Source organism: Enterobacter sp. T2 (assembly GCF_010692925.1).
In the GTDB taxonomy this organism is placed as follows: domain Bacteria; phylum Pseudomonadota; class Gammaproteobacteria; order Enterobacterales; family Enterobacteriaceae; genus Enterobacter; species Enterobacter kobei.
Genome location: NZ_CP048736.1, coordinates 2,892,683 through 2,914,471, shown reverse-complemented (window position 1 = coordinate 2,914,471; position 21,789 = coordinate 2,892,683). Strand labels below are relative to the sequence as shown.

Genomic DNA, 21,789 nt, shown 5'->3' with positions numbered 1-21,789 from the left:
AATATGCCGACAGGGTTATTGATAGAGCTGAACGACGGCGGGAAACGTATGGAGATAACGGCGGGGCTGAGATGCCCGTCATTTGGAGCAAGTTTTGACAGTGGATATCAGAAAGCCAAGTACGCGGATATTTCCGGTTATGTATCCGGTTCGCAGGTGTTGTTTATCCCCCACGCGACGGCTTATCTTGATTCAGGGCTGCTTCATAAAATGAACTCGGTCACCATATCGGGAGCGCGAGTCACGCAGAACTCAACGATGAAAGACAACAGTATCAGCGAACGAGAAAGCACGTACACGTTTCCCGGAAGCCTCTGGCAGATATTTCCGACGGGCCAGCGTAGTGGTGTGGGCTTGCTCATAAGCGACAGCACAGACTTCACTTCAATAACTAATGCTACTCAGTCAGGCCAGTGTATCTGGAAAGGTACTGTGAATGTTCCAACCGGGGGCTGGGCGGTTCCGACGATAGCAGGTTATGACAAGTCGAAATATATCGTTTTCGGACGCTGTAATAGCGGTAATACGATTGACTTCGACGGCAACACAGTAAGATTCTTCAGTCCTCCGTCAACTAATGATGACGCTCCCACAACCGGCACGATAGACATCGTTATCTTCGCCAGTGGTGTGACGCCGCAGCCGGGAACGGGGCTAAACATCTTCAATGCAGCCGGGGCCTGTACGTTTTCAACTACAAAGCGACCTTTCGTATACCTCAATCAACTCTGGTCACCTTCCACAAGTGCCGTGAGCATCGGCAGCGGCTATGTACCGCTGGGCAGATTTGGTCTGATGATTCATATGGTAAATGGCATGTACGTGTATCGGATGTTCGGAATAAAGATACAGAACGGCAGCGCTTCAGTTCAGGGCGGGAAATACCTTGGACGCGAGCAGTATGCCATATTCGGTAATAACACGATTACTCCGCTCAGCCTTCCCGTCTTGCCTGATATGTACGTCTGAATTCAGTGTCTATTCAAATCAACCTCGCTCAGGCGGGGTTTTTTATTGTCTGGAGAAAATATGATTTATAACACCGGCACAATCGCCATAAACGGAAATAGCCTTACAGGTACGGGAACAAACTTCACCGCTGCTGGCTCACTCATTCGTAACGGCTGCACTGTTATCGCCTTGACAAGCCCAGCGCAGGTTTTCCAGATCACCGCGATTGGAAGCGCAACTTCTCTTACCGTGACACCTGCGGCAAGCCCAGCAATTCCTGCTGGAACGAAGTATTCGATTTTGCTGAGCGACAGCCTGAGTGTGGATGGCCTGGCGCAGGACATTGCTGAAACCTTCACGATGTACCAGCGCTACATGAGCGGATTTGCTGATGTGATGAACGGTACTACAGACGTCACTATCACGATTAACGGTGTGGCCGTTACCGTATCGGGCCAGAAATCACTGGCGAAGAAAGGGGCTAACAGCGATATAACCAGCCTAAGCGGCCTGACTACCGCGCTCAGTATCAGCCAGGGCGGTACAGGTGCAAAGAATGCTGCTGACGCTCGCACAAACCTCGGTTTGGGAAGTGCCGCCACCAAAGATGTTGGCCCCAATACTGGTAATGTCCTGGGAGTTGGATATTTTGGTTTCGGAACTCCAACTATTAACGTTTTAGGAAGTACAGAATCAGGGTTTTATGGTATTGACGGCTCTGGTACTTCCTGGGCGCCGCAAGCAGGATCTGGAATTGTATGCGGGTATGACCCAACTCGCCGACAGCAAATATTTACAGGAGCATCCGGCAATCTTTTTGTCCGGAACCTGGCTAGTGCTGCTATGAATACAGCTTCGTCCACCATTCCATGGACACAGATGCAGTCTGTTGGAACATCAGATATTAATTTCAAGCACGTCAATGGCGATCTCGATGTTGATGTTTCTCTTGAAAACATCTGTCAGATGGAGTTTAAGCGATTCTACTATCTTGATGATGATGAGCGGACAGAGCGCCGTGGCGTAATTGCTCAGCAGATCGAACAAATCGACAAGCAATATGTTCACTCTGCTGAGGGCGTAGGGAAAATGACGCTTGACCTTAACCCACTGATGATGGATGCCCTGGCAGCCATAAAGGCACTTAATGCAATGGTAGTTGAACTTCGTGAACAGGTTGATGAGCTGAAACGGGGGGGAGCTTGATATACCTGAAGACAGCATATTGAAACGGCTTCGCTAAGAAAACCGCCGCCCATCTTAAGAAAGAACGGGCGGCGGCTGGTTGCTCAGTGTTCATGCCCGAGCAAACGTGGGGAATATTACACGATAGATAGTTAAAGCCCAACCTGGCGAACAGTAGGAGACTCAGAGGTCAGCCACATGTCAGAATCTTCAAACATCTCCTCCAGCATGCGGTTCAGTTTTTCCCGATCGCTTTTGCTGGCGTCGCTATTCAGGCCGTTTGCCTGCATCGGCTTCACCTTCACTTCGGCATCAGGGAAAATCTGATGCACCCGCTTCGTCAGCTCTGCCAGTATGATTTCTCTGGCCCCTTCTAGCCCTTCAACATTTCGCTTGTCATAAACCAGTTCAACAAACATACCGATCCCCTCTTAAGTGAAAATTGCCTGTGCTTGATCTGTTTTCATAAAAATACTACTGTATATGCATACAGTCAATGTGCGAATGAGGGTTCGTTCATGCCTCGTCAACCAGATATTCGTTCCGCTTTTATTGCGGCCATACAGCAAAACCCGAAGGGCTATCTCTGCCTGCATACAGGCAAATTCATCGCCGAACTGCAGGAGAGGCACTGGCATTTCAGCCAGGAGGATGCAAATTCATGGATCGAGCGATACCAGCCGGACTTCGCCGATAAGACAACAAACGGAAGTGAGAACCGATACTGGATCCTGCGTAACATGGGGAGGGTTTTCTAATGGGATTTCCATCGCCAGCCATGGATTATCAGGAGCAGCGCATGACGATAGATGTTATCTGCGGTGTGGATAACAACTGCCGGGTTATTGAAACTTCATGCGGCTGGGCCGTTATTAACGTCAGTCTGAAACCTGAAGGAGGGGATACGTTGCTGGTTAGCATGGACGGGAGAAACCAGTTCGTGAAGCTAATGGGCCACGCGCTGATTACTCAAGATGGTGAAGCGATAGAAGGGGATGCGTTGGATGCCGTTGAGGTTTTTGGAGTGCTAACGCACAGTCTCAACCGGGTTTGGAACGATGATTGCCCAGCCATTTAAGGTATGGGTGTAACCCCCATTCTCCCCACACCAAATTTCGGTTCGCGGAGCGAAAAATTTTCGCCATTATGACATTTTGATAACCGTAAGCTATTGATTCATTTGATCTTAAAATTATGAATTAATGGCGAAAAATACACGTATGTGCATGATTATCATAGATAACACGCGTGATTTAAAATCCCTCGGCGTTCGCGCTGTGTGGGTTCAAGTCCCACTCCGGCTACCATGGGAAACAAAGAATAATCAAAGCAATAAGCAGTGTCGTATAAACCACCGAAAGGTGGTTTTTTTATTTTCTAATTTCACTCTCCCATTATTCCCACTTTTCGCAAGTACAGCTTACCGATTACATCATTGCGTCTACATATTGTTATGTTGCCCCGATACTGCAACGGAGTTGGTGTGTGGAATAAGGGGGATTATATAAACATGTCAGGTATTGGTGAATGGCATGATGTGGGCGACAGCAGGCGTTCGGAAGAATGGAATGGGAGGGTAACCCTCCCGATTCGTTATTTTGCGAATATACAATCTCGCCCAGAAGGTGCACCCATTACTCGGATCATTTTTTTACAAATCACAGTGACCTGCTGTCCTTTTTTCAATGCTACGGCAGTAGCCTTTTCTGAGTTTTCCATCTCCATTCGTGCAGGCATGAACTGATTGTCTGTTTGTAAGCCGATGATAATTGAGTCTGTAAAATCTTTATCAATGGACTGAACAACCCCGTTGACTGAGATGAGCTTACCTTTCATGTTTTCATCGGTTGCGACTTCATTCTCTTCATAAGCTTTAAAAAGCTGTTTTGCGGAGGTCGTAAACACTTCTTTTTGCGGTACTGACTTCTGCGTATCCGTAACTGGTGCAGAAGACGAAGTCGCGCCTGCTTCCGATTTGTCGTTTTTACCGACGATATATCCCAGAATCATCAAAGCAATAAAGATATAAAAAATCCATTTAATAAATTTCTTCATGAAATCACCTGTTAGCTAAGGAAGGTGCGAACAAGTTCCTGATATGAGATCATCATATTCATCCGGAGCGCATCCCAGAGGGACATCATGAGCCATCAACTCACCTTCGCCGATAGTGAATTCAGCACTAAGCGCCGTCAGACCCGAAAAGAGATTTTCCTCTCCCGCATGGAGCAGATTCTGCCATGGCAAAACATGGTGGAAGTCATCGAGCCGTTTTATCCCAAGGCGGGCAATGGCCGACGGCCCTATCCGCTGGAGACCATGCTGCGTATTCACTGCATGCAGCATTGGTACAACCTGAGCGACGGTGCCATGGAAGATGCCCTGTACGAAATCGCCTCCATGCGCCTGTTTGCCCGATTATCCCTGGATAGCGCCCTGCCGGATCGCACCACCATCATGAATTTCCGCCACCTGCTCGAGCAGCATCAACTGGCCCGTCAATTGTTCAAGACCATCAATCGCTGGCTGGCCGAAGCAGGCGTCATGATGACCCAAGGCACTTTGGTGGATGCCACCATCATTGAGGCACCCAGCTCTACCAAGAACAAAGAGCAGCAACGCGATCCGGAGATGCATCAGACCAAGAAAGGCAATCAGTGGCACTTTGGCATGAAGGCCCACATTGGTGTCGATGCCAAGAGTGGCCTGACCCACAGCCTAGTCACCACCGCGGCCAACGAGCATGACCTCAATCAGCTGGGTAATCTGCTTCATGGAGAGGAGCAATTTGTCTCAGCCGATGCCGGCTACCAAGGAGCGCCACAGCGCGAGGAGCTGGCCGAGGTGGATGTGGACTGGCTGATCGCCGAGCGTCCCGGCAAGGTAAAAACCTTGAAGCAGCATCCGCGCAAGAACAAAACGGCCATCAACATCGAATACATGAAAGCCAGCATCCGTGCCAGGGTGGAGCACCCGTTTCGCATCATCAAGCGGCAGTTCGGCTTCGTGAAAGCCAGATACAAAGGGCTGCTGAAAAACGATAACCAACTGGCGATGTTATTCACCCTGGCCAACCTGTTTCGGGTGGACCAAATGATACGTCAGTGGGAGAGATCTCAGTAAAAACCGGAAATAACGCCAGAAATGGTGGAAAAAATAGCCTAAATAGGCTGATTCGATGTGTTTGCGGGAAAAAAATCGGCCCAGATCCGCGAAATTTTAATCAGCGAGTCAGCTTGGGAAGAAATGACCTGCTTATTCGCACCTTCCCTAATAGTTTTGCTGCGAAAATAATGTGAGAATTTCACCTTATTACTTTATCGCATAAGGACGCTTATTGCCTATAAAAAGAATTTACGCGAGTAAATTATTTTATCACTGTTTCAGTGAAAGCATTGTTGTGGCTTAAATGAGGATAAGTGCAGCGATATACGTCATGAAATGCCGCTGAATTGCCGATGTTACAGTATAAAGCTGGTTCAATGGTGCATGAACATCGTGTCGTCACACCCCACCCAAATACGCCTTCCTCACCTCCTGATTGCCCAGCAGCTCCTCGCCGCTGCCGCTCAGGCGGATCTGCCCGTTAACCATCACATACCCGCGATCGGAAAGCTTCAGCGCGTGGTGCGCATTCTGCTCCACTAGGAAGATCGTCATCCCGTTGCGGGCCAGCTCGCGCAGCGTCTGGAAAATCTGTTTCACCACAATCGGGGCTAAGCCCAGGCTGGGCTCATCCAGCAACAGCAGCGTCGGACGGCTCATCAGCGCCCGGGCAATAGCCAGCATTTGCTGTTCTCCGCCGGACAGGGTCATCGCGCGCTGTTTACGCCGTTCTTTCAGGCGAGGGAACAGATCGAACATCGTTTGCATATCTTCGGCCGCAAACTGGTTGCCAATCGGGATGGTCCCCATCAGCAGGTTCTCTTCGACGGTCATATCCGGAAAGATACGTCTGCCTTCAGGTGCCTGCGCAATGCCGCCGGAGGCGACGTAGTGGGTGGATTTATGGCTGATGTCTTCGCCGCGATAAAGGATCTGTCCGTTGCGGATACGCGGCTGGCCAAAGATGGACATCAGTAATGTCGATTTACCCGCGCCGTTTGCGCCAATCAGAGCCACGGTTTCTCCTGTATTCACCTCAAGTGAGACCTGTTTCAGCGCCTGAATCACGCCGTAAAACACATCCACCTCGCGGAAGGCCAGCAGCGGTTCGCTCATAGGGTGACCTCGCTTTCATCCGTGCCCAGATAGGCGGCAATGACCTTTTCATCATGCTGGATCTGCGCGGGTTTCCCCCTGGCAATCACGTCACCGTGGTCGAGCACGATAATATCGTCCGAAATCTCCATCACCATCCCCATGTCATGCTCAATCAGTAATACCGTGATGTCATGATGATCCCGCAGAAAACGAATAATGCTGCTCAGCTTATGCGTTTCAACCGGGTTTAGCCCGGCGGCAGGTTCGTCGAGACAGATCATCTCCGGTCCGGTACACATTGCCCGGGCGATCTCCAGGCGCCGCTGCTGACCGTACGACATCTCCCCCGCCAGGCGATTGGCACAGTCCACCAGATCGACCACTTCCAGCCAGTAGAAAGCTCTGTCGAGGGCGTCGCTTTCCGCCCGACGGTAGGCCGGGGAATTAACGATCCCGGCGAGCAGATTACGGTTAACGCGCATATGCTGTGCGACCAGCAGATTTTCCACGACCGACATCTCGCGAAACAGACGGATGTTCTGGAAGGTGCGCGCCAGCCCGGCGCGGTTGACCAGGTGGGTTCCGCCAAACATTTTATAGAACAGACGCTGCCCGAACTGCGCGGGGTTAATCCAGTCACCCGGCTGAAATTTTTGCCCGAGTACCTGAATGACGTTGGTCGTCTTATTGCGGCTGGTAAATAAAATATTGCCGCCGGAGGCTCTGTAGAAGCCTGTCAGGCAGTTAAATACGGTGGTTTTTCCCGCCCCGTTTGGCCCAATCAGGGCAGTAATGGAACCGCGCTGCACGTCCAGGTTGACGTCGTTTAGCGCCTTAATCCCGCCGAAGTGCATCATCAGATGTTCAACGCGCAATATCGTTTCGTTCATGGCGCGACACCCTTACGCACGGCAAATCCGCTGCGGTTAATGCGGATCAAACCGCGTGGACGCCAGATCATCATCACCACCATCAGCATGCCAAACAGCAGGACCCGGTACTCGGCAAAACTGCGCAGCAGTTCCGGCGTGACCGTCAGCACAAAGGCGGCCAGCACCACGCCAAGCGTAGACCCCATGCCGCCCAGTACCACAATGGCGAGGATCAGCGCGGATTCAAAGAAGGTAAACGATGTCGGGTTCACGAACCCCTGATAGGTGGCGAAGAATACCCCGGCGATGCCCGCAGTCGATGCGCCCAGCGTAAAGGCCGAAAGCTTGACCAGCACATGATTGAGCCCCATGGAGCGACAGGCAATTTCGTCTTCCCGCAGGGCTTCCCACGCCCGGCCGATCGGCATCCGCGTCAGGCGGTGCTTGATATAGAGCACCAGCATTACCACCAGAAACAGCACCGTATAGATGAAGATAAACTTCATGTTCGGGTTATAGGTGAGGTGGAAAAACTCGTGAAAAGGCACGCCGCCTTCTTTTGCGCGTCGTCCAAACTCAAGGCCGAAAAAGGTAGGAGGAGGGGCCGACACGCCATTAGGCCCGCCGGTGAACGTCAGCCAGTTGTTCAGGATCAGGCGAATGATCTCCCCGAACCCGAGGGTGACAATGGCCAGATAGTCGCCGTGCATGCGCAGTACTGGAAAACCGAGCAGGGCGCCCGCGGCAGCGGCCATAATGGCCGCCAGCGGCAGCATGCTCCAGAAGCCTAAGCCGAGATACTGATACCCCAGCGCCAGGCCGTACGCACCAATCGCATAGAAAGCGACATACCCCAGATCCAGCAAACCCGCCAGACCCACGACGATGTTCAGCCCCAGCCCGAGAAGCACGTAGATCAGCCCGAGAATGGCGACGGTCAGCACATATTTGGTGGCGACAAACGGGAAGAAAATGGCAACGGCAATCACCAGGGGAATAATCCAGCGCATGCGGCTTTTGTATTCCGGTGGCCGGACATAAACACCTGCGCTGTCGGCTTCAAAACGTGCCTGGAAACGTGCGCCTGGGGCGGTACCTAAAAAAGCGCTCAGCAGAAAACGACCCAGCATAACGATGCCGACTATCCATGCGAGTCGCTGCCCGGCGAAGTTAAAGCTGTATCCGTCCAGCACCACGCCGGCAATCGGGCCAAAAATGATTAACGCAATCAGGCCGGAAAAAATGGCGTCCAGAATACAGCGCTTAAGCGAAAAGCCGTGAGAGGTCATCGTATTCTCCTTCACACTTTGGCGACAATCGGGCGGCCAAGCAGACCCTGAGGGCGAAAAATCAGGATCAAAACCAGTAAGCCAAACGAGAACACATCTTTATAATCGGAGTTCACCATGCCGGAAAATTGCGCCTCGGCGACGCCCAGAATCAACCCGCCGAGCATCGCGCCCGGCAGGGAGCCAATCCCGCCGAGCACCGCTGCGGTAAACGCCTTAATGCCAATCACAAACCCGACGTAGAAATCAAAGGTGCCGTAATTCATGGTAATGAGCACACCTGCCAGGCCCGCCATGGCCGCACCAATGACAAAGACCAGGGAGATAATCCGATCGGTGTTGATCCCCAGAATGGAGGCCATTTTACGGTCCTGCTGTACCGCGCGGCACATCCGCCCCAGCCGGGTATGGTTGATTATCCAGGTCAGCACCAGCATGCCGGCAAACGAGGCGACCAGGATAAATACTTTGGTATAAGTTATTTGCACAAAACCCGCGCCCAGATGCAGACGAAGTACGCCGTCGAGCATGGTTGGCACTCCTTGCTGGCGCGGCCCCTGGCTCAGCTGCGCGTAGTTTTGCAGGATAAGCGACATCCCGATGGCAGAGATAAGAGGCGCCAGGCGCGTAGAGTTCCGCAACGGCTTATAAGCAATACGCTCGATGGTCCAGCCGTACACCCCCGTAACGACAATGGTGAATACCAGCGTTCCCAGTATCAGCAGGGGGAATGACTGCAGGCCGAAGAAAGAGAGTAGCGCCAGGCCAATGGCGCAGAGGTAAGCGGAAATCATATACACTTCGCCGTGGGCGAAATTGATCATCCCGATAATGCCATACACCATGGTGTAGCCGATGGCGATGAGGCCGTAGACGGAGCCCAGCGTTAAGCCATTGATTAACTGCTGCAGGAAGAATGTACTCATCTTAGCGCGCTCGTTTTATAGGCTGCACGTGGTGCGCAGCCTGATGTTTATTACGCGCCGGCAGGCAGGCCCGCCGACGTTGAGCGTGATTCCGTCCCGTTACTGCACTTCCTTATATTTTCCTTTGTCGTCCCACTGGTAAACCACGTAGTCGGAGACTTTCAGATCGCCCTTGCTGTCCCAGGCTTTTTTACCCATCACCGTGTCGACCGTATTCGCTTTCAGCCACTCGCTGGCTTTGGCGGAGTCCTTGCCGCCCGTGGCTTTAAACGCAGCAGCAATGGCCTGCACGGAAGCATAGGAGTAGAGGGTGTAACCTTCCGGTTCGAATTTAGCGGCGCGGAATTTCTCAATCACTGCTTTACCGTCCGGGATCAGGCGAGGATCTTTACCGAAAGTCATATAAATGCCGTTGGTATACTGTGGGCCGCCCGCCGCCGTCACCATCTCTTCATTGACAATGCAGTCGCCGGAGAAGAATTTCGCCTGCACGCCCTGTTCACGCATCTGGCGAACCAGCGGACCGGCTTCCGGGTGACAGCCACCGAAGAACACCACGTCCGGTTTTTGCGCGCCAATCTTCGTCACCAGCGCGTTAAAGTCTTTTTCACCGCGCGATAACCCCTCGTACATCACATCCTTGACCCCGCGTTTCGCCAGTGCCGCTTTGGTGGCGTCTGCCAGCCCTTGCCCATAGGTGTCTTTATCGTGAATGATCGCCACGCGTTTGGCTTTCAGCTTATCGATGATGAAGTCGCTGGCAACCTGGCCCTGCTGGTCATCGCGGCCGCACATGCGGAACATATCGCTCATACCGCGTTCGGTGATCAGCGGGTTCGTCGAGCCGGGGGTAATGGAAATGATCCCCGCATCGCTATACACCTCAGAGGCGGGCATGGTCGATGAGGAGCAGAAATGGCCGACAACGGCGTTGACTTTATCCTGGTCGACTAAGCGGTTGGCGACAGCCACGGCCTGTTTAGGCTCGCACGCATCATCACCCTGAACCAGCTTGATTTTCTCACCGTTAATCCCGCCGGCAGCGTTAATATCTTCAGCGGCCTGCGTTGCGCCGTGCCAGTACTGATCGCCATAGGTGGCATTGGGTCCCGTAAACGGCCCGGCGACACCAATCACGATATCTGCCCGGGCGGAAAACGCCGTCACCAGACAACCAGCTAACACAAGAGACAGGGGAGTTCTGATTAATTTCAGCGACATTATTATGTTCCTTAGCAAAGAGGTTTTTGCACCACGGCGTAAACCTGAACGCCCAGGGCGCAGCCAATCCAAAACACGGGCAAGAACAAAATGCACTAAACGAACGGCATCCTGCATGATACGGCGAGGTTTCCATGCGCAGCGTCGCGCGAAGAACAGCAAGCAAAAACGTTGCCAGAATGGTTAACCCCTTGACGGGGTTATGACATCTTTGAGTATAGAGCGCCGCGTTCTGCCGCCCTGCGGCAGGAGAAGAAATTACAGCGGAGATCACATATCGTTAACATTAAAGCCCATAAGTTGTGCAAGGGTCACGATTTGCACACTTTTGCAGCAATAAAGACCTAAACTTCAGCCGGGAACGGCGTGAGAACTGTGTTAGGATCTTTTCCTTTTTATCAGGAGTGTCCGCGATGACAGAAGGTCCATTAAATGAAAGCGAAATGGCATGGCTGGAAGAGACTCTCATGTCTTACGGCCATGACGATGCGTCCGTGATTGACGTATCCGAACTGGACGGCATGCTTACCGCAGTGCTTTCCGGCCCTGTTGTCGTTGAGCCAGATACCTGGCTGGTGGCCGTGTGGGGCGGGGAGAAATACATTCCGCGCTGGAAAAACGATCGTGAAATGAACCGTTTTATCGATCTCTGCTTTAAGCATATGAACGACATTGCTGAGCGGCTGAGCGAATACCCGGACCAGTTTGAGCCGATGTTTGGATATAATGACGTCGATGGTGAGAGCTACACCGTGGTGGAAGAGTGGTGCTATGGCTATATGCGCGGCGTGGCGTTGACGGACTGGTCAGCCTTGCCGGAGTCTCTGAAGGCCGATCTCGAGGTGATTGCCCTGCACGGTACGGAAGAGAACAGCGAGAAGCTGGATGAACTGAGCGAAGAAGACTATATCGCCAGCATTGAGCGCATCCAGCCAGCGGCACTGCGTTTATATCAATACTGGGTAGATAACCCGCAGCAGCCGGAAGCAAAGAAGCCGATTGTGAACGGTACGAAGGTCGGGCGTAACGATCCGTGTCCTTGCGGCAGCGGGAAGAAGTTTAAGAGCTGCTGTTTGCATTGATAAAAAAGGGGCTAAAGATAGCCCCTTTTTTATTTAACCCACTTCCGGCAACATGCCGGCGGCAATCAATACCTGCACCAGAATAATCACCACCCCACAGCTAAACACAATGCCTAGCAGCGGTTTTCCTCCCGCCACGCGGTACCCCTGCTGAGGATGCTGCTGGCGGCTCTTCCATGCCAGCAGGGAAGGGAGTAACAGTGCCAGGATCGACAGCGCCACGCCGGCGTAACCCAGCGCCATCACAAACCCGCGTGGGTAAAACAGCGCAAACGCGAGCGGCGGCAGGAAAGTAATTACCCCCGTCTGTAACCGCCCGCTAACCGTATTGCGACGCTGGAACAGGTCGGCCAGGTAATCAAACAGGCCGAGCGCCACGCCCAGGAACGAGGTCGCCAGCGCCAGGTCGGCAAACAGGTGGACCGCCAGCTCCACGTGAGGAGACGTGACGACCTCGCGCAGTGCCAGCAGAAAACCATTCAGGCCAGCGTGCTGCGCCATGAGTCCAATAAAGGTTGAAGAGTCAATGCTGCCCAGCGTCACCAGTTGCCAGAAAATATAGGCGATGAGCGGGATCGCGCTGCCGATAACAAACACGCGGCGCAGCTTGCGAATATCACCGTTCATATAGCTGACAATACTCGGTACGCTGCCGTGGAAGCCAAACGAGGTGAAAATCACCGGGATAGCGGAAAGTGCGAGCCCTTTTTCCAGCGGCAACGTCAGCAGATTAACCTTGTGCACATGAGGTGCCAGCAGGACCAGCATGACAATCAGAAACAGAATTTTGGCGCTGAAGAGAAAACGATTGAACAGATCGACCAGCGAGGTCCCCACGCAGACCACGCCGCCGCCGATGAGCGCAAAGAAGATTGCCCCCGTCGCCGGGGTAATGTCAGAGCCAAACCAGTCATTGACGCTGGAGGCGATGAGCTCCCCGGCCCCGCTAATATACGCGGCAGTCAGGGCGTACATCAGGAACATCATGCTAAAGCCGGTTATCCACTGACCGTAGCGTCCCAGGTAGCGCGCCGCCAGTGAACCCAGACCGGTGTCGGCGGGCACGTGCTGGTAAACCTCAAGCAACAACAGCGCGGTGTAACACATCAGCGCCCAGAGTGTGCCAAGAAGCAGCAGCGTCATCCCGAATCCCACACCTGCAGCAGCCAGGGGCATTGCCAGCATTCCTGCGCCAATCGTCGTTCCGGCGACGATAAAAATACTTCCCAGGGTTCTGTTTTTCACGCTTTCCTCTACAACGATGGTGAATCGCGACAATTTCTGCGGCGCAGAGTAAGGGAAAAGCAGTAATTCGTCAAATCACCGTTACAAGGTGTGTAATTAAATATTTACAGGTTAGGCGTACTGTGATCCTTAATGGGGCGATACCTACTTCATAAGAGCAATGTCACGGCGCAAATTTCAGGCGTAACGTAAACAACTCGTGCAAATAATAAAATAATGTGAGGGTTTTTTATGGCGGGGGAGAATCCATTTACGGCGGCATGGAGCCGGGGAGGTAATCTGTTGTGCCATGGACACTGGATAATAAGCTGGCAGAACCAGCCTCTGACGCTGCCTGAGTCCCGCCGCGAAAAGGATATGGGCACCTGGGCAATCTATTCGGTTATTGATCCTGAAGATGAAACCTTTGCACAAGGCTTACAGGAAGATGAGTGGATTATCGAAAACGTTGACTGGCTGACAGACCTGTTTTTCGAGGTGGGTATTCCGCTTGAGACGGCCAGCTACCGCTATTTTTATCAGGCCGTCAATCCCTATGACTGGCGCTGTACCAGCTGCGCAGGATGTATGTAAATTAACGCGGTGCAGGAAACCCGCACCGCGTTGAAATTAATTCTGTGTATCGAGAGTGGAAAGTTCTTTATCAATAAAGTAAAGACCTTCACCTGATTTACCCACCAGGGATAATTTATCCAGCACGGATTTAAACAGCTTCTCTTCTTCATGCTGTTCTGCCACATACCATTGCAGGAAATTAAAGGTTGGATAATCCTGGCTGGTCATTGCCGCATGAACCAGTTCGTTAATTTTCTGCGTGATCAGCTGTTCGTGCTCGTAGGTGGCGCGGAACAGTTCATCGAGAGAATTATACTCGGCAAAAGGCGAGGCCACGGTCTCAATGCGCGGCAGGCTGCCGGTGTCGGTCAGATAATCAAACAGGCGCTGCATGTGGGTCATCTCTTCCTGCGCATGGCGACGCAGAAACGCGGCCGCACCTTCAAAGCTGTGGTAGCTGCACCAGGCGCTCATCTGCTGGTAGAGAAGGGATGAAAAGAGCTCAAGGTTCATTTGCGCATTGAGCTTGTCGATCATTTCAGTTTTCAGCATGGTGACGCTCCGGGTTATTATTACTGGTTCACAATGAGCGACACTATAATTTGTTATTTAATTATTTGCAAAACGTAAAATAAATATTCATTACTTTAAAATACGAATGGGAATAAAACGCATTGTCGGTTTTATATTAATGCGAATTGTTTTTGTTCTTAGTTAAATAAAGTGCCAGCAAACGCTGGCAGCTTGGATTAATACCAGGGATTATTTGACTTAGGGTTAACGGCATAACCCATGCATTTATACTGAATGGTCACGCTTTCGTTAAGACACAAAGAGCCGCTTATCAGCGTACAGGTTTTGACGGGTTGCCCGTAGGCAGACGCGGTGGCATACCCCATACCCTGACAGGCTTTCACTGCGGTGCCGTTATTTACATATTCGTCAGACCAGGCATTTTGCAGCACGGCCTGACCGTAATCGAGGCGGACAATGCCGTTTGGTGCGTCGAGGCTACTGATTTCCGCCTGACGGTTAACGCTGCATCCCGCGAGCAGCAGGATCGTACCGGCTACGATGACTCTTTTCATGGTTCGCTCTGAGTGGATGGAGATACGTTATCGTACCCGCAGAGACGTAGCCCAATGCCAGGAATAGCCGGACGATCTGCCTTCTCTCTTTGATTTTGTTCGCGGTTTTGCTGGCTAACAGGTGTTGCAGTAAATTGAATTGTGATGCATGTCACAAAAACATTGATTTTTGTGATGGTGGTCATATTATAGGCGCATTGACGATAAAGCTGTATGACAAGTTAATGGAGCATCACAATGAAACTGCGCAAAATCCTCAAAAGTATGTGGGCCAATTACTGCCGCACCTTTAAAGACGTGCCGCCGGGCGCCATGTTCTGATAAAAAAAAACCTGCTTCGGCGGGTTTTTTTGTCCCTGCTGGTGACGAAGGGGAGATGTCAGGGGCTGCGTTTTGATACTATGGCGGCCTTTAAATAAGGAGAAGCCCCATGTCACAAAACCTGAGCGCCGATCAGGAACTGGTCTCTGACGTTGTTGCCTGTCAGCTGGTTATTAAGCAAATCCTTGATGTTCTGGATGTCATTGCCCCGGTTGAAGTCCGCGAGAAGATGTCCACGCAGCTGAGAAACATTGATTTCACCAGCCATCCTGCCGCCGCTGACCCGGTGACGCTTCGTGCGATCCAGAAAGCCATCGCGCTGATTGAGCTGCGCTTCACCCCGCAGGGCGAGTCGCATTAATATCTGCAAACGGGCGACCGCGTAAGTCGCCCGTTGATGCCTTTAAAAGAAAGTCTGTACCAGCAGGTAGCTCGCCGCACACGCGCAGCTCACACCGATTAACCCGGGCAGAATGAAGCTGTGGTTAATGATGAATTTGCCGATGCGGGTGGTTCCTGAGCGATCGAAGCCGATGCAGGCTAAATCACTGGGATAGGTCGGCAGAACAAAATAGCCGTATGACGCCGGGAAAAAGGCGATCAGCATTTTTGGATCGATCCCCAGCATCAGCCCCATTGGCGCCACGGCCGTCAGGGCAGCCGCCTGGCTGTTCACCAGTTTCGACACCAGGAAAAGCACGATGGCATATGTCCACGGATGGCTTTTCACCACGCCTTCCAGCGCCAGTTTTAACTCGTCGAGATGCGCCTGGAAAAAGGTATCGCTCATCCACGCCACCCCGAACACCGAGAAAATCGCCACCATACCGGCCTTAAATACCGCGCCGTTAGAAATGGCTGAGGCATTGACCTTGCAGGCCATCAGCATCACGGCACCGGCAATGAGCATCATCATCTGAATGACCAGGTTCATCGACAGCGCCGTCATTTTGCCTTTCAGCTCGAAGGCGGGGCGCAGTTCGGGGAAGGCCCCGAGCAGGACAACCACGGCAATACCGGCAAAGAAAATCCAGGTCGACCAGTAAGCCTGCTTCGGAAAACGTTGATTCATTAACGTCTCCGTACCGCCATAGATAAACTCGCGCTGCTTTGGATCTTTTAGTTTTTCCTGAAACTCCCTGTCGTCAGACAAATCTTTCCCGCGGCGTAAACTCCACAGGGCAGCAATGGCGACACCAAAAAGTGAAGCGGGAACCGACACGGCGAGTATTTCCAGGATCCCCCACGCGTGACCGATCCCATGCTGGGCGGCCAGGATGGAGACCAGCGACACGACGGCGACGGAAACCGGTGATGCCGTGATTGCCATCTGCGATGCTACCGATGCCACGGCCATTGGACGCTCGGGTCGGATCCCTTTTTTCAGGGCGATATCCGCAATGATGGGGAACATGGTGTAGACCACATGGCCGGTACCGCAGAGAAAGGTCAGCATCCAGGTGGTAAACGGGGCGAGAAGCGTGATGTGCTGCGGATGTTTGCGCAGGAGGCGTTCGGCAAATTGCATCATGACATTGAGCCCACCGGCCGTTTGCAGGGTGGCTGCACAACCAATCACGGCGAGAATGGTCAACATCACGTCAACCGGCGGCTTGCCGGGCTGGAGACCAAAGACAAAACACAAAATAAAAAGGCCAATCCCGCTGATTAACCCAAGCCCCATGCCGCCAAAACGTGTACCCGTCAGCAGGCAGAGGAGAATGACAATAAACTCAATGGTGATCATGCTGCTCCCTCGTCAATGATTATGTAATTAAATAAATCATTACATGTTGTGTGGTTAATCATTGGGAGCGAGATCTGATTTGTTAAATCTTAGCAAAAGCAGAAGGTTGGCGCAGGGAAGGTAACCTGCTCCAAACGGGAGCAGGTCAAAAGCGTCAGTGATGCTGCACTGTGACAATGTCGAGCAGGTGGCGATCGGTTTGTTCCGGGCACAAACCTGCCTGTTGCGCATTATGGATCTCGTCCGCAAGGGTTTTCAGCAGCATTCCGTCCTGCTGCTGCTCTTTATCCATATCGCGCAGGAATTTCAGCGTGGTCATGTCATGCTGCGCTCTGGCTTCATCGGCCAGCTTGTTGAGCGTCGTGCAACGCTGTTCATACTCTTCCAGCGTCTTTTCAAACAATTCTTCCAGAGAAGAGTAATTATCGTTGATCCCCTCCAGGGCTTTAACAACCGGGTTTGCCCCCGCCGCTTTCAGGAAATTAAAGACGCGCATCATGTGGGTGACGTTGCTTTGGGCCTGTGAACGAAAGAACGTGGCAGAGCCCGTAAGGCTTTTCTCGGAACACCACGCACTGAGGTAAAGGTGCAGATTTGAGGCGTAAAACTCAAGGTTCATCTGCGCGTTAAGTTTTTGCATCATCGTTTGGGTAGCCATACTCATATCCTTATAGACTGTGGGACGTGATGTCCGTTGCTTAACCTGAGCGCCAGGCAAATACGAAGAAATAGAGCAGAAAAAGAGATTCTGCAGTGCCAAAGCTGACCGAAATTCACTTCCTGTGTTCGATATAAATAAGCATACCGTTGTCTTTAATTTAAGAAAAGTCTTAATCCTGCTGTTTTTACCATACATTACAAAATTTAATATAGTACAAATATGCAAATAGATTCCCATGAAATGAAATCTCGCTATCTTACTGATAATAAAGAGATAGTCTGTTTTTAGTGCTACGGTTTGTGTTTCGGGAGTATTGCGCCGGAATAATTATCTGGGAAAGCAATAAATACAGATAATTCATTTCGCATATATGATGTTTCATTAAAATTGCGCTAAATCAATTTTTGCCGGGAAATATATTTTCAGCGCGAGAGTGTTTTTTTGATGGAAAGCAGGATGTTCCTTTCAACCCTTAACCCCGGCGTGACAGGTCTAATGGCATCAGGGACTTCTTAGCTAATCTTATGGATAATTCTGCTCACCCCTCTTTTATTTGTCTGATAAATCCTGCCTTTTTTATGTCATTTTTCGCTGAATTTATGTACGCAATTACTGTAATTCTGCGGTGTGATGGGGCTCTCTTATGGATGATTAATTTCCCGCTAAAACTATCACCAGCAATAACGCTTATGACGAGGTAAGCGCTAATGCCTTGTTTTAAGTCCGATTAAATAAGAAGCACGCAAATATTCCCTACAGAAAAGAATGCTAAAGCTGGAGTTTACCATGCACAAATTTACTAAAGCGCTGGCGGCCATCGGTCTGGCTGCCGTTATGTCACAATCCGCTATCGCTGAGAATTTAAAACTCGGTTTTCTGGTAAAACAGCCCGAAGAACCCTGGTTCCAGACCGAGTGGAAATTCGCAGATAAAGCCGGGAAAGATTTAGGTTTTGAAGTGATTAAAATCGCCGTGCCCGACGGTGAGAAAACGCTGAACGCCATCGACAGCCTGGCGGCCAGCGGTGCAAAAGGTTTTGTTATCTGTACACCGGATCCGAAACTGGGGTCCGCCATTGCGGCGAAAGCCCGCGGTTACGACATGAAAGTCATTGCCGTTGACGATCAGTTCGTGAATGCCAAAGGCAAACCGATGGACAGCGTGCCGCTGGTCATGATGGCGGCGACCAAAATCGGCGAACGTCAGGGTCAGGAACTCTATAAAGAAATGCAGAAACGCGGCTGGGATGTGAAAGAGACCGCCGTCATGGCCATTACCGCTGATGAGCTGGACACAGCACGTCGTCGCACGACGGGCTCAATGGACGCGCTGAAAGCGGCCGGTTTCCCGGAGAAACAGATCTATAAAGTCCCGACCAAATCCAACGATATCCCAGGGGCATTTGACGCCGCGAACTCCATGCTGGTTCAGCACCCGGAAGTGAAGCACTGGCTGGTGGTCGGTATGAACGATAACACCGTGCTGGGTGGGGTCCGTGCGACAGAAGGCCAGGGCTTTAAAGCGCCCGATGTGATCGGAATTGGCATCAACGGCGTTGACGCCGTCAGTGAGCTTTCCAAAGCGCAGGCCACCGGCTTCTACGGTTCTCTGCTGCCAAGCCCGGATGTCCACGGCTACAAATCCAGCGAAATGCTCTACAACTGGGTAACCAAAGGCGCTGAACCGCCGAAATTTACCGAAGTGACCGACGTGGTGCTGATCACCCGCGACAACTTCAAAGAGGAACTGGCGAAAAAAGGACTGGGCGGTAAGTAATACGCTGTGATTGTGCCCCTTACTCGCCGTAAGGGGCCAGACGTACAGACTACAGGAATCACGGAGTCGTTATGCAACAGTCTCATCCCTATCTCTCTTTTCGCGGCATCGGGAAAACGTTCCCCGGTGTTAATGCGCTGACCGATATCAGCTTTGACTGCTATGCCGGACAGGTTCACGCCCTGATGGGGGAAAACGGAGCGGGGAAATCCACGCTGTTAAAAATCCTCAGCGGCAACTACGCGCCAACAACCGGCACGCTGGCTATTCGCGGCGAAGAGATGGCCTTTGCCGATACCACGGCGGCGCTTAATGCCGGGGTGGCCATTATCTATCAGGAATTGCACCTTATTCCCGAGATGACCGTGGCGGAAAATATCTATTTAGGCCAGCTTCCGCACAAAGGCGGCGTGGTGAACCGTTCGCTACTTAATTATGAAGCGGGGCTGCAGCTTAAACATCTTGGTCTGGATGTCGATCCCCAGACGCCGCTGAAATATCTCTCCATCGGCCAGTGGCAGATGGTTGAAATTGCCAAGGCGCTGGCGCGCAACGCCAAAATTATTGCTTTCGATGAACCCACCAGCTCGCTCTCCAAGCGTGAAATCGAAAACCTGTTCCGCGTGATCCGCGAGTTGCGACAGGAAGGACGCACCATTTTGTACGTCTCGCACCGCATGGAAGAGATATTTGCCCTGAGCGATGCCATTACCGTCTTTAAAGATGGGCGCTATGTGCGCACCTTTAGCGATATGCAGCAGGTTAACCATGACCAGCTTGTTCAGGCGATGGTCGGACGCGATCTGGGCGATATCTATCACTGGAAGCCGCGCGAGTATGGCCCTGAACGCCTGCGGCTAGAAAACGTGAAAGCGCCAGGCGTGAGAACACCGGTTTCATTATCCGTCCGCAGCGGCGAGATCGTCGGGCTGTTTGGCCTGGTAGGGGCTGGGCGCAGCGAATTAATGAAAGGCTTGTTCGGGGGTACCCGCATTTCCGCAGGGCGGGTCTCCATCGACGGTGAGCAGGTTGATATCCAGAAACCCGCCCACGCAATCAGGGCAGGAATGATGCTCTGTCCGGAAGACCGTAAAGCGGAAGGGATCATTCCGGTGCATTCGGTGCGTGACAACATCAATATTTCCGCCCGCCGTAAGTTTATTCGCGCGGGTTGCCTGATAAACGACAGCTGGGAGTCGAGCAATGCCGACCACCATATTCGCTCGCTGAATATTAAAACGCCCGGCCCGGAACAGCTGATTATGAATTTGTCAGGGGGGAACCAGCAGAAGGCCATTTTAGGCCGCTGGTTGTCGGAAGACATGAAGGTCATTTTGCTGGATGAGCCGACGCGCGGTATCGATGTGGGCGCAAAACACGAGATTTATAACGTGATCTATGAACTGGCAAAACGCGGCGTGGCGGTACTTTTCGCCTCCAGCGATCTGCCGGAGGTGCTTGGCGTTGCCGACCGCATTGTGGTGATGCGTGAAGGCGAAATCGCCGGTGAATTACTTCATGAACAGGCGAATGAACAACAGGCGTTGAACCTCGCCATGCCTAAAGTCAGCCAGGCAGTCGCCTGAGTAAGGAGTTAATGATGTCCTCTGTTACTACATCCGGAGCGCCGAAGTCGGCTTTTAGTTTTGGTCGTATCTGGGATCAGTACGGCATGCTGGTGGTCTTTGCCGCACTTTTCGTCGCCTGTGCGATCTTCGTCCCTAACTTTGCCACTTTCATTAATATGAAAGGATTGGGCCTGGCCATTTCCATGTCCGGCATGGTGGCCTGCGGTATGCTGTTCTGTCTGGCCTCCGGTGATTTCGACCTGTCGGTGGCCTCTGTTATCGCCTGTGCGGGCGTGACCACCGCCGTGGTGATCAACATGACAGAAAGCCTGTGGATTGGCGTGCTGGCGGGTCTGTTACTCGGCGTGCTTAGCGGCCTGGTGAACGGTTTTGTCATTGCTCGTCTGAAGATTAACGCCCTGATAACCACGCTTGCGACGATGCAAATTGTGCGAGGTCTGGCCTATATCATCTCCGACGGTAAAGCGGTCGGGATTGAAGACGAGCGCTTCTTTACGCTGGGTTACGCCAACTGGCTGGGCCTGCCTGCGCCAATCTGGCTCACCGTGGCCTGCCTGATCCTGTTCGGCTTCCTGCTCAACCGGACCACGTTTGGCCGCAATACTCTGGCGATCGGGGGCAATGAAGAAGCCGCACGTCTGGCCGGTGTGCCGGTGGTGCGCACCAAGATTATTATCTTTGTCCTCTCGGGACTGGTTTCTGCCGCCGCCGGGATTATTCTGGCCTCGCGTATGACCAGCGGCCAGCCAATGACCTCGATTGGTTATGAGCTGATCGTCATTTCTGCCTGCGTTTTAGGGGGTGTTTCCCTCAAGGGCGGCATCGGAAAAATCTCATATGTGGTGGCCGGTATCCTGATTTTAGGGACGGTAGAGAACGCCATGAACCTGCTGAATATTTCGCCGTTCTCTCAGTACGTGGTGCGTGGTCTGATCCTGCTGGCGGCGGTGATATTCGACCGTTACAAGCAAAAAGCAAAGCGTACCGTGTAACCCCGACGCTGACTTTTTATTGCTCAACTTATAACCATAGTTGACCCCTGAACCGCCTCGCCAGTTTTGCTGGCGGGGCGGTTGTC

At 52.2% G+C, this 21,789-nt stretch carries 24 protein-coding genes; 12 read left to right on the top strand and 12 right to left on the bottom strand.

The window, feature by feature from the left end; genetic code table 11:
- Nucleotides 1-3 precede the first annotated feature (3 nt).
- Nucleotides 4-969, top strand: a complete 966-nt coding sequence (locus G0034_RS13945; RefSeq protein ID WP_032636937.1) for a DUF6453 family protein — start codon at nt 4-6, stop codon at nt 967-969.
- 60 nt (nt 970-1,029) lie between these two features.
- Entirely contained in the window at nt 1,030-2,157 is a 1,128-nt protein-coding gene (locus G0034_RS23420; protein ID WP_286079217.1) for a tail fiber domain-containing protein, read from the top strand.
- A gap of 131 nt (nt 2,158-2,288) precedes the next feature.
- Here G0034_RS23420 and G0034_RS13930 read toward each other — a convergent pair whose 3' ends face one another.
- The gene (locus G0034_RS13930; RefSeq protein WP_023296458.1) at nt 2,289-2,555 is read right to left on the bottom strand and encodes a DinI family protein; all 267 of its coding nucleotides are present in this window, start codon (nt 2,553-2,555) and stop codon (nt 2,289-2,291) included.
- Nucleotides 2,556-2,654: 99 nt separating this feature from the next.
- Here G0034_RS13930 and G0034_RS13925 point away from each other — a divergent pair, with 99 nt between their 5' ends.
- Together G0034_RS13925 and G0034_RS13920 are read left to right on the top strand one after the other, a co-directional pair.
- Nucleotides 2,655-2,894 (top strand): hypothetical protein, encoded by a 240-nt coding sequence (locus G0034_RS13925; protein WP_045621393.1) that lies wholly within the window; start codon nt 2,655-2,657, stop codon nt 2,892-2,894.
- Nucleotides 2,894-3,214, top strand: coding sequence for a hypothetical protein (locus G0034_RS13920; RefSeq protein ID WP_063666318.1), 321 nt, complete (start codon nt 2,894-2,896; stop codon nt 3,212-3,214). The genes G0034_RS13925 and G0034_RS13920 overlap by 1 nt, the downstream gene beginning before the upstream one ends.
- A gap of 515 nt (nt 3,215-3,729) precedes the next feature.
- Here G0034_RS13920 and G0034_RS13915 read toward each other — a convergent pair.
- Nucleotides 3,730-4,191: an OB-fold protein gene (locus G0034_RS13915; RefSeq protein ID WP_179120974.1), complete on the bottom strand. Its 462-nt coding sequence runs from the start codon at nt 4,189-4,191 to the stop codon at nt 3,730-3,732.
- 87 nt (nt 4,192-4,278) lie between these two features.
- Between G0034_RS13915 and G0034_RS13910 the strand changes: the two genes are divergently transcribed.
- The gene (locus tag G0034_RS13910) at nt 4,279-5,259 is read left to right on the top strand and encodes an IS5-like element ISKpn26 family transposase (protein WP_000019473.1); all 981 of its coding nucleotides are present in this window, start codon (nt 4,279-4,281) and stop codon (nt 5,257-5,259) included.
- A 381-nt stretch (nt 5,260-5,640) separates the two neighbouring features.
- Here G0034_RS13910 and G0034_RS13905 read toward each other — a convergent pair whose 3' ends face one another.
- The 5 genes from G0034_RS13905 to G0034_RS13885 all read right to left on the bottom strand — a co-directional run bounded on the left by G0034_RS13905 (nt 5,641) and on the right by G0034_RS13885 (nt 10,647).
- Entirely contained in the window at nt 5,641-6,357 is a 717-nt protein-coding gene (locus G0034_RS13905; protein ID WP_045135357.1) for an ABC transporter ATP-binding protein, read from the bottom strand.
- The gene (locus G0034_RS13900) at nt 6,354-7,229 is read right to left on the bottom strand and encodes an ATP-binding cassette domain-containing protein (RefSeq protein WP_014884373.1); all 876 of its coding nucleotides are present in this window, start codon (nt 7,227-7,229) and stop codon (nt 6,354-6,356) included. Before G0034_RS13900 ends, G0034_RS13905 begins: the two co-directional genes overlap by 4 nt.
- A complete protein-coding gene (livM, locus tag G0034_RS13895) occupies nt 7,226-8,500 on the bottom strand; it encodes a high-affinity branched-chain amino acid ABC transporter permease LivM (RefSeq protein ID WP_179120973.1) in 1,275 nt (424 codons plus the stop codon). Before livM ends, G0034_RS13900 begins: the two co-directional genes overlap by 4 nt.
- A gap of 11 nt (nt 8,501-8,511) precedes the next feature.
- On the bottom strand, nt 8,512-9,426 hold the full coding sequence (locus tag G0034_RS13890; RefSeq protein WP_179120972.1) for an ABC transporter permease subunit: 915 nt from the start codon (nt 9,424-9,426) through the stop codon (nt 8,512-8,514).
- A gap of 99 nt (nt 9,427-9,525) precedes the next feature.
- The gene (locus G0034_RS13885) at nt 9,526-10,647 is read right to left on the bottom strand and encodes a branched-chain amino acid ABC transporter substrate-binding protein (protein ID WP_014884370.1); all 1,122 of its coding nucleotides are present in this window, start codon (nt 10,645-10,647) and stop codon (nt 9,526-9,528) included.
- A gap of 413 nt (nt 10,648-11,060) precedes the next feature.
- Between G0034_RS13885 and G0034_RS13880 the strand changes: the two genes are divergently transcribed.
- Nucleotides 11,061-11,729, top strand: coding sequence for a YecA/YgfB family protein (locus tag G0034_RS13880; protein ID WP_014884369.1), 669 nt, complete (start codon nt 11,061-11,063; stop codon nt 11,727-11,729).
- A 33-nt stretch (nt 11,730-11,762) separates the two neighbouring features.
- Here the strand turns inward: G0034_RS13880 and tyrP are convergent, their stop codons facing one another.
- A complete protein-coding gene (gene tyrP, locus G0034_RS13875; protein WP_023338447.1) occupies nt 11,763-12,974 on the bottom strand; it encodes a tyrosine transporter TyrP in 1,212 nt (403 codons plus the stop codon).
- Between the two features lie 231 nt (nt 12,975-13,205).
- Here tyrP and G0034_RS13870 point away from each other — a divergent pair, with 231 nt between their 5' ends.
- Nucleotides 13,206-13,547: a PM0253 family protein gene (locus G0034_RS13870; protein WP_179120971.1), complete on the top strand. Its 342-nt coding sequence runs from the start codon at nt 13,206-13,208 to the stop codon at nt 13,545-13,547.
- A gap of 36 nt (nt 13,548-13,583) precedes the next feature.
- Here G0034_RS13870 and ftnA read toward each other — a convergent pair whose 3' ends face one another.
- Complete coding sequence (gene ftnA, locus G0034_RS13865; RefSeq protein WP_014884366.1) at nt 13,584-14,081, bottom strand: non-heme ferritin; 498 nt, start codon at nt 14,079-14,081, stop codon at nt 13,584-13,586.
- A 197-nt stretch (nt 14,082-14,278) separates the two neighbouring features.
- Nucleotides 14,279-14,617: a YecR family lipoprotein gene (gene yecR, locus G0034_RS13860; RefSeq protein WP_014884365.1), complete on the bottom strand. Its 339-nt coding sequence runs from the start codon at nt 14,615-14,617 to the stop codon at nt 14,279-14,281.
- A gap of 237 nt (nt 14,618-14,854) precedes the next feature.
- Between yecR and azuC the strand changes: the two genes are divergently transcribed.
- Together azuC and G0034_RS13850 are read left to right on the top strand one after the other, a co-directional pair.
- A complete protein-coding gene (gene azuC, locus G0034_RS13855; RefSeq protein ID WP_014884364.1) occupies nt 14,855-14,938 on the top strand; it encodes a stress response protein AzuC in 84 nt (27 codons plus the stop codon).
- 109 nt (nt 14,939-15,047) lie between these two features.
- A complete protein-coding gene (locus G0034_RS13850) occupies nt 15,048-15,299 on the top strand; it encodes a DUF2766 family protein (RefSeq protein WP_014884363.1) in 252 nt (83 codons plus the stop codon).
- 42 nt (nt 15,300-15,341) lie between these two features.
- On the opposite strand, the gene G0034_RS13845 is transcribed toward G0034_RS13850, so the two are convergent.
- Nucleotides 15,342-16,685 carry an anaerobic C4-dicarboxylate transporter gene (locus G0034_RS13845; RefSeq protein WP_014884362.1) on the bottom strand — a complete coding sequence of 448 codons (1,344 nt, stop codon included), beginning with the start codon at nt 16,683-16,685 and terminating at the stop codon, nt 15,342-15,344.
- 154 nt (nt 16,686-16,839) lie between these two features.
- The gene (locus G0034_RS13840; RefSeq protein ID WP_014884361.1) at nt 16,840-17,343 is read right to left on the bottom strand and encodes a non-heme ferritin-like protein; all 504 of its coding nucleotides are present in this window, start codon (nt 17,341-17,343) and stop codon (nt 16,840-16,842) included.
- Between the two features lie 789 nt (nt 17,344-18,132).
- Between G0034_RS13840 and araF the strand changes: the two genes are divergently transcribed.
- From araF to araH, 3 genes are all read left to right on the top strand, one after another.
- Nucleotides 18,133-19,122 (top strand): arabinose ABC transporter substrate-binding protein AraF, encoded by a 990-nt coding sequence (araF, locus tag G0034_RS13835; RefSeq protein ID WP_008500409.1) that lies wholly within the window; start codon nt 18,133-18,135, stop codon nt 19,120-19,122.
- A gap of 71 nt (nt 19,123-19,193) precedes the next feature.
- Nucleotides 19,194-20,708, top strand: a complete 1,515-nt coding sequence (araG, locus tag G0034_RS13830) for an L-arabinose ABC transporter ATP-binding protein AraG (RefSeq protein WP_014884359.1) — start codon at nt 19,194-19,196, stop codon at nt 20,706-20,708.
- Between the two features lie 14 nt (nt 20,709-20,722).
- Nucleotides 20,723-21,703 (top strand): arabinose ABC transporter permease AraH, encoded by a 981-nt coding sequence (gene araH / locus G0034_RS13825; protein WP_014884358.1) that lies wholly within the window; start codon nt 20,723-20,725, stop codon nt 21,701-21,703.
- Nucleotides 21,704-21,789 lie beyond the last annotated feature (86 nt).

Bases quoted from the DNA above. Each gene is read 5' to 3' on its own strand.
- araH (WP_014884358.1), top strand. From the start codon at position 20,723: ATGTCCTCTGTTACTACATCCGGAGCGCCGAAGTCGGCTTTTAGTTTT.
- G0034_RS13925 (WP_045621393.1), top strand. From the start codon at position 2,655: ATGCCTCGTCAACCAGATATTCGTTCCGCTTTTATTGCGGCCATACAG.
- G0034_RS13845 (WP_014884362.1), bottom strand. From the start codon at position 16,685: ATGATCACCATTGAGTTTATTGTCATTCTCCTCTGCCTGCTGACGGGT.
- yecR (WP_014884365.1), bottom strand. From the start codon at position 14,617: ATGAAAAGAGTCATCGTAGCCGGTACGATCCTGCTGCTCGCGGGATGC.
- livM (WP_179120973.1), bottom strand. From the start codon at position 8,500: ATGACCTCTCACGGCTTTTCGCTTAAGCGCTGTATTCTGGACGCCATT.
- G0034_RS13840 (WP_014884361.1), bottom strand. From the start codon at position 17,343: ATGGCTACCCAAACGATGATGCAAAAACTTAACGCGCAGATGAACCTT.
- G0034_RS13930 (WP_023296458.1), bottom strand. From the start codon at position 2,555: ATGTTTGTTGAACTGGTTTATGACAAGCGAAATGTTGAAGGGCTAGAA.
- G0034_RS13885 (WP_014884370.1), bottom strand. From the start codon at position 10,647: ATGTCGCTGAAATTAATCAGAACTCCCCTGTCTCTTGTGTTAGCTGGT.
- G0034_RS13890 (WP_179120972.1), bottom strand. From the start codon at position 9,426: ATGAGTACATTCTTCCTGCAGCAGTTAATCAATGGCTTAACGCTGGGC.
- ftnA (WP_014884366.1), bottom strand. From the start codon at position 14,081: ATGCTGAAAACTGAAATGATCGACAAGCTCAATGCGCAAATGAACCTT.
- G0034_RS13945 (WP_032636937.1), top strand. From the start codon at position 4: ATGCCGACAGGGTTATTGATAGAGCTGAACGACGGCGGGAAACGTATG.
- G0034_RS13870 (WP_179120971.1), top strand. From the start codon at position 13,206: ATGGCGGGGGAGAATCCATTTACGGCGGCATGGAGCCGGGGAGGTAAT.
- azuC (WP_014884364.1), top strand. From the start codon at position 14,855: ATGAAACTGCGCAAAATCCTCAAAAGTATGTGGGCCAATTACTGCCGC.
- G0034_RS13910 (WP_000019473.1), top strand. From the start codon at position 4,279: ATGAGCCATCAACTCACCTTCGCCGATAGTGAATTCAGCACTAAGCGC.
- G0034_RS13900 (WP_014884373.1), bottom strand. From the start codon at position 7,229: ATGAACGAAACGATATTGCGCGTTGAACATCTGATGATGCACTTCGGC.
- araG (WP_014884359.1), top strand. From the start codon at position 19,194: ATGCAACAGTCTCATCCCTATCTCTCTTTTCGCGGCATCGGGAAAACG.
- G0034_RS13920 (WP_063666318.1), top strand. From the start codon at position 2,894: ATGGGATTTCCATCGCCAGCCATGGATTATCAGGAGCAGCGCATGACG.
- G0034_RS13915 (WP_179120974.1), bottom strand. From the start codon at position 4,191: ATGAAGAAATTTATTAAATGGATTTTTTATATCTTTATTGCTTTGATG.
- G0034_RS13850 (WP_014884363.1), top strand. From the start codon at position 15,048: ATGTCACAAAACCTGAGCGCCGATCAGGAACTGGTCTCTGACGTTGTT.
- G0034_RS23420 (WP_286079217.1), top strand. From the start codon at position 1,030: ATGATTTATAACACCGGCACAATCGCCATAAACGGAAATAGCCTTACA.
- araF (WP_008500409.1), top strand. From the start codon at position 18,133: ATGCACAAATTTACTAAAGCGCTGGCGGCCATCGGTCTGGCTGCCGTT.
- G0034_RS13905 (WP_045135357.1), bottom strand. From the start codon at position 6,357: ATGAGCGAACCGCTGCTGGCCTTCCGCGAGGTGGATGTGTTTTACGGC.
- G0034_RS13880 (WP_014884369.1), top strand. From the start codon at position 11,061: ATGACAGAAGGTCCATTAAATGAAAGCGAAATGGCATGGCTGGAAGAG.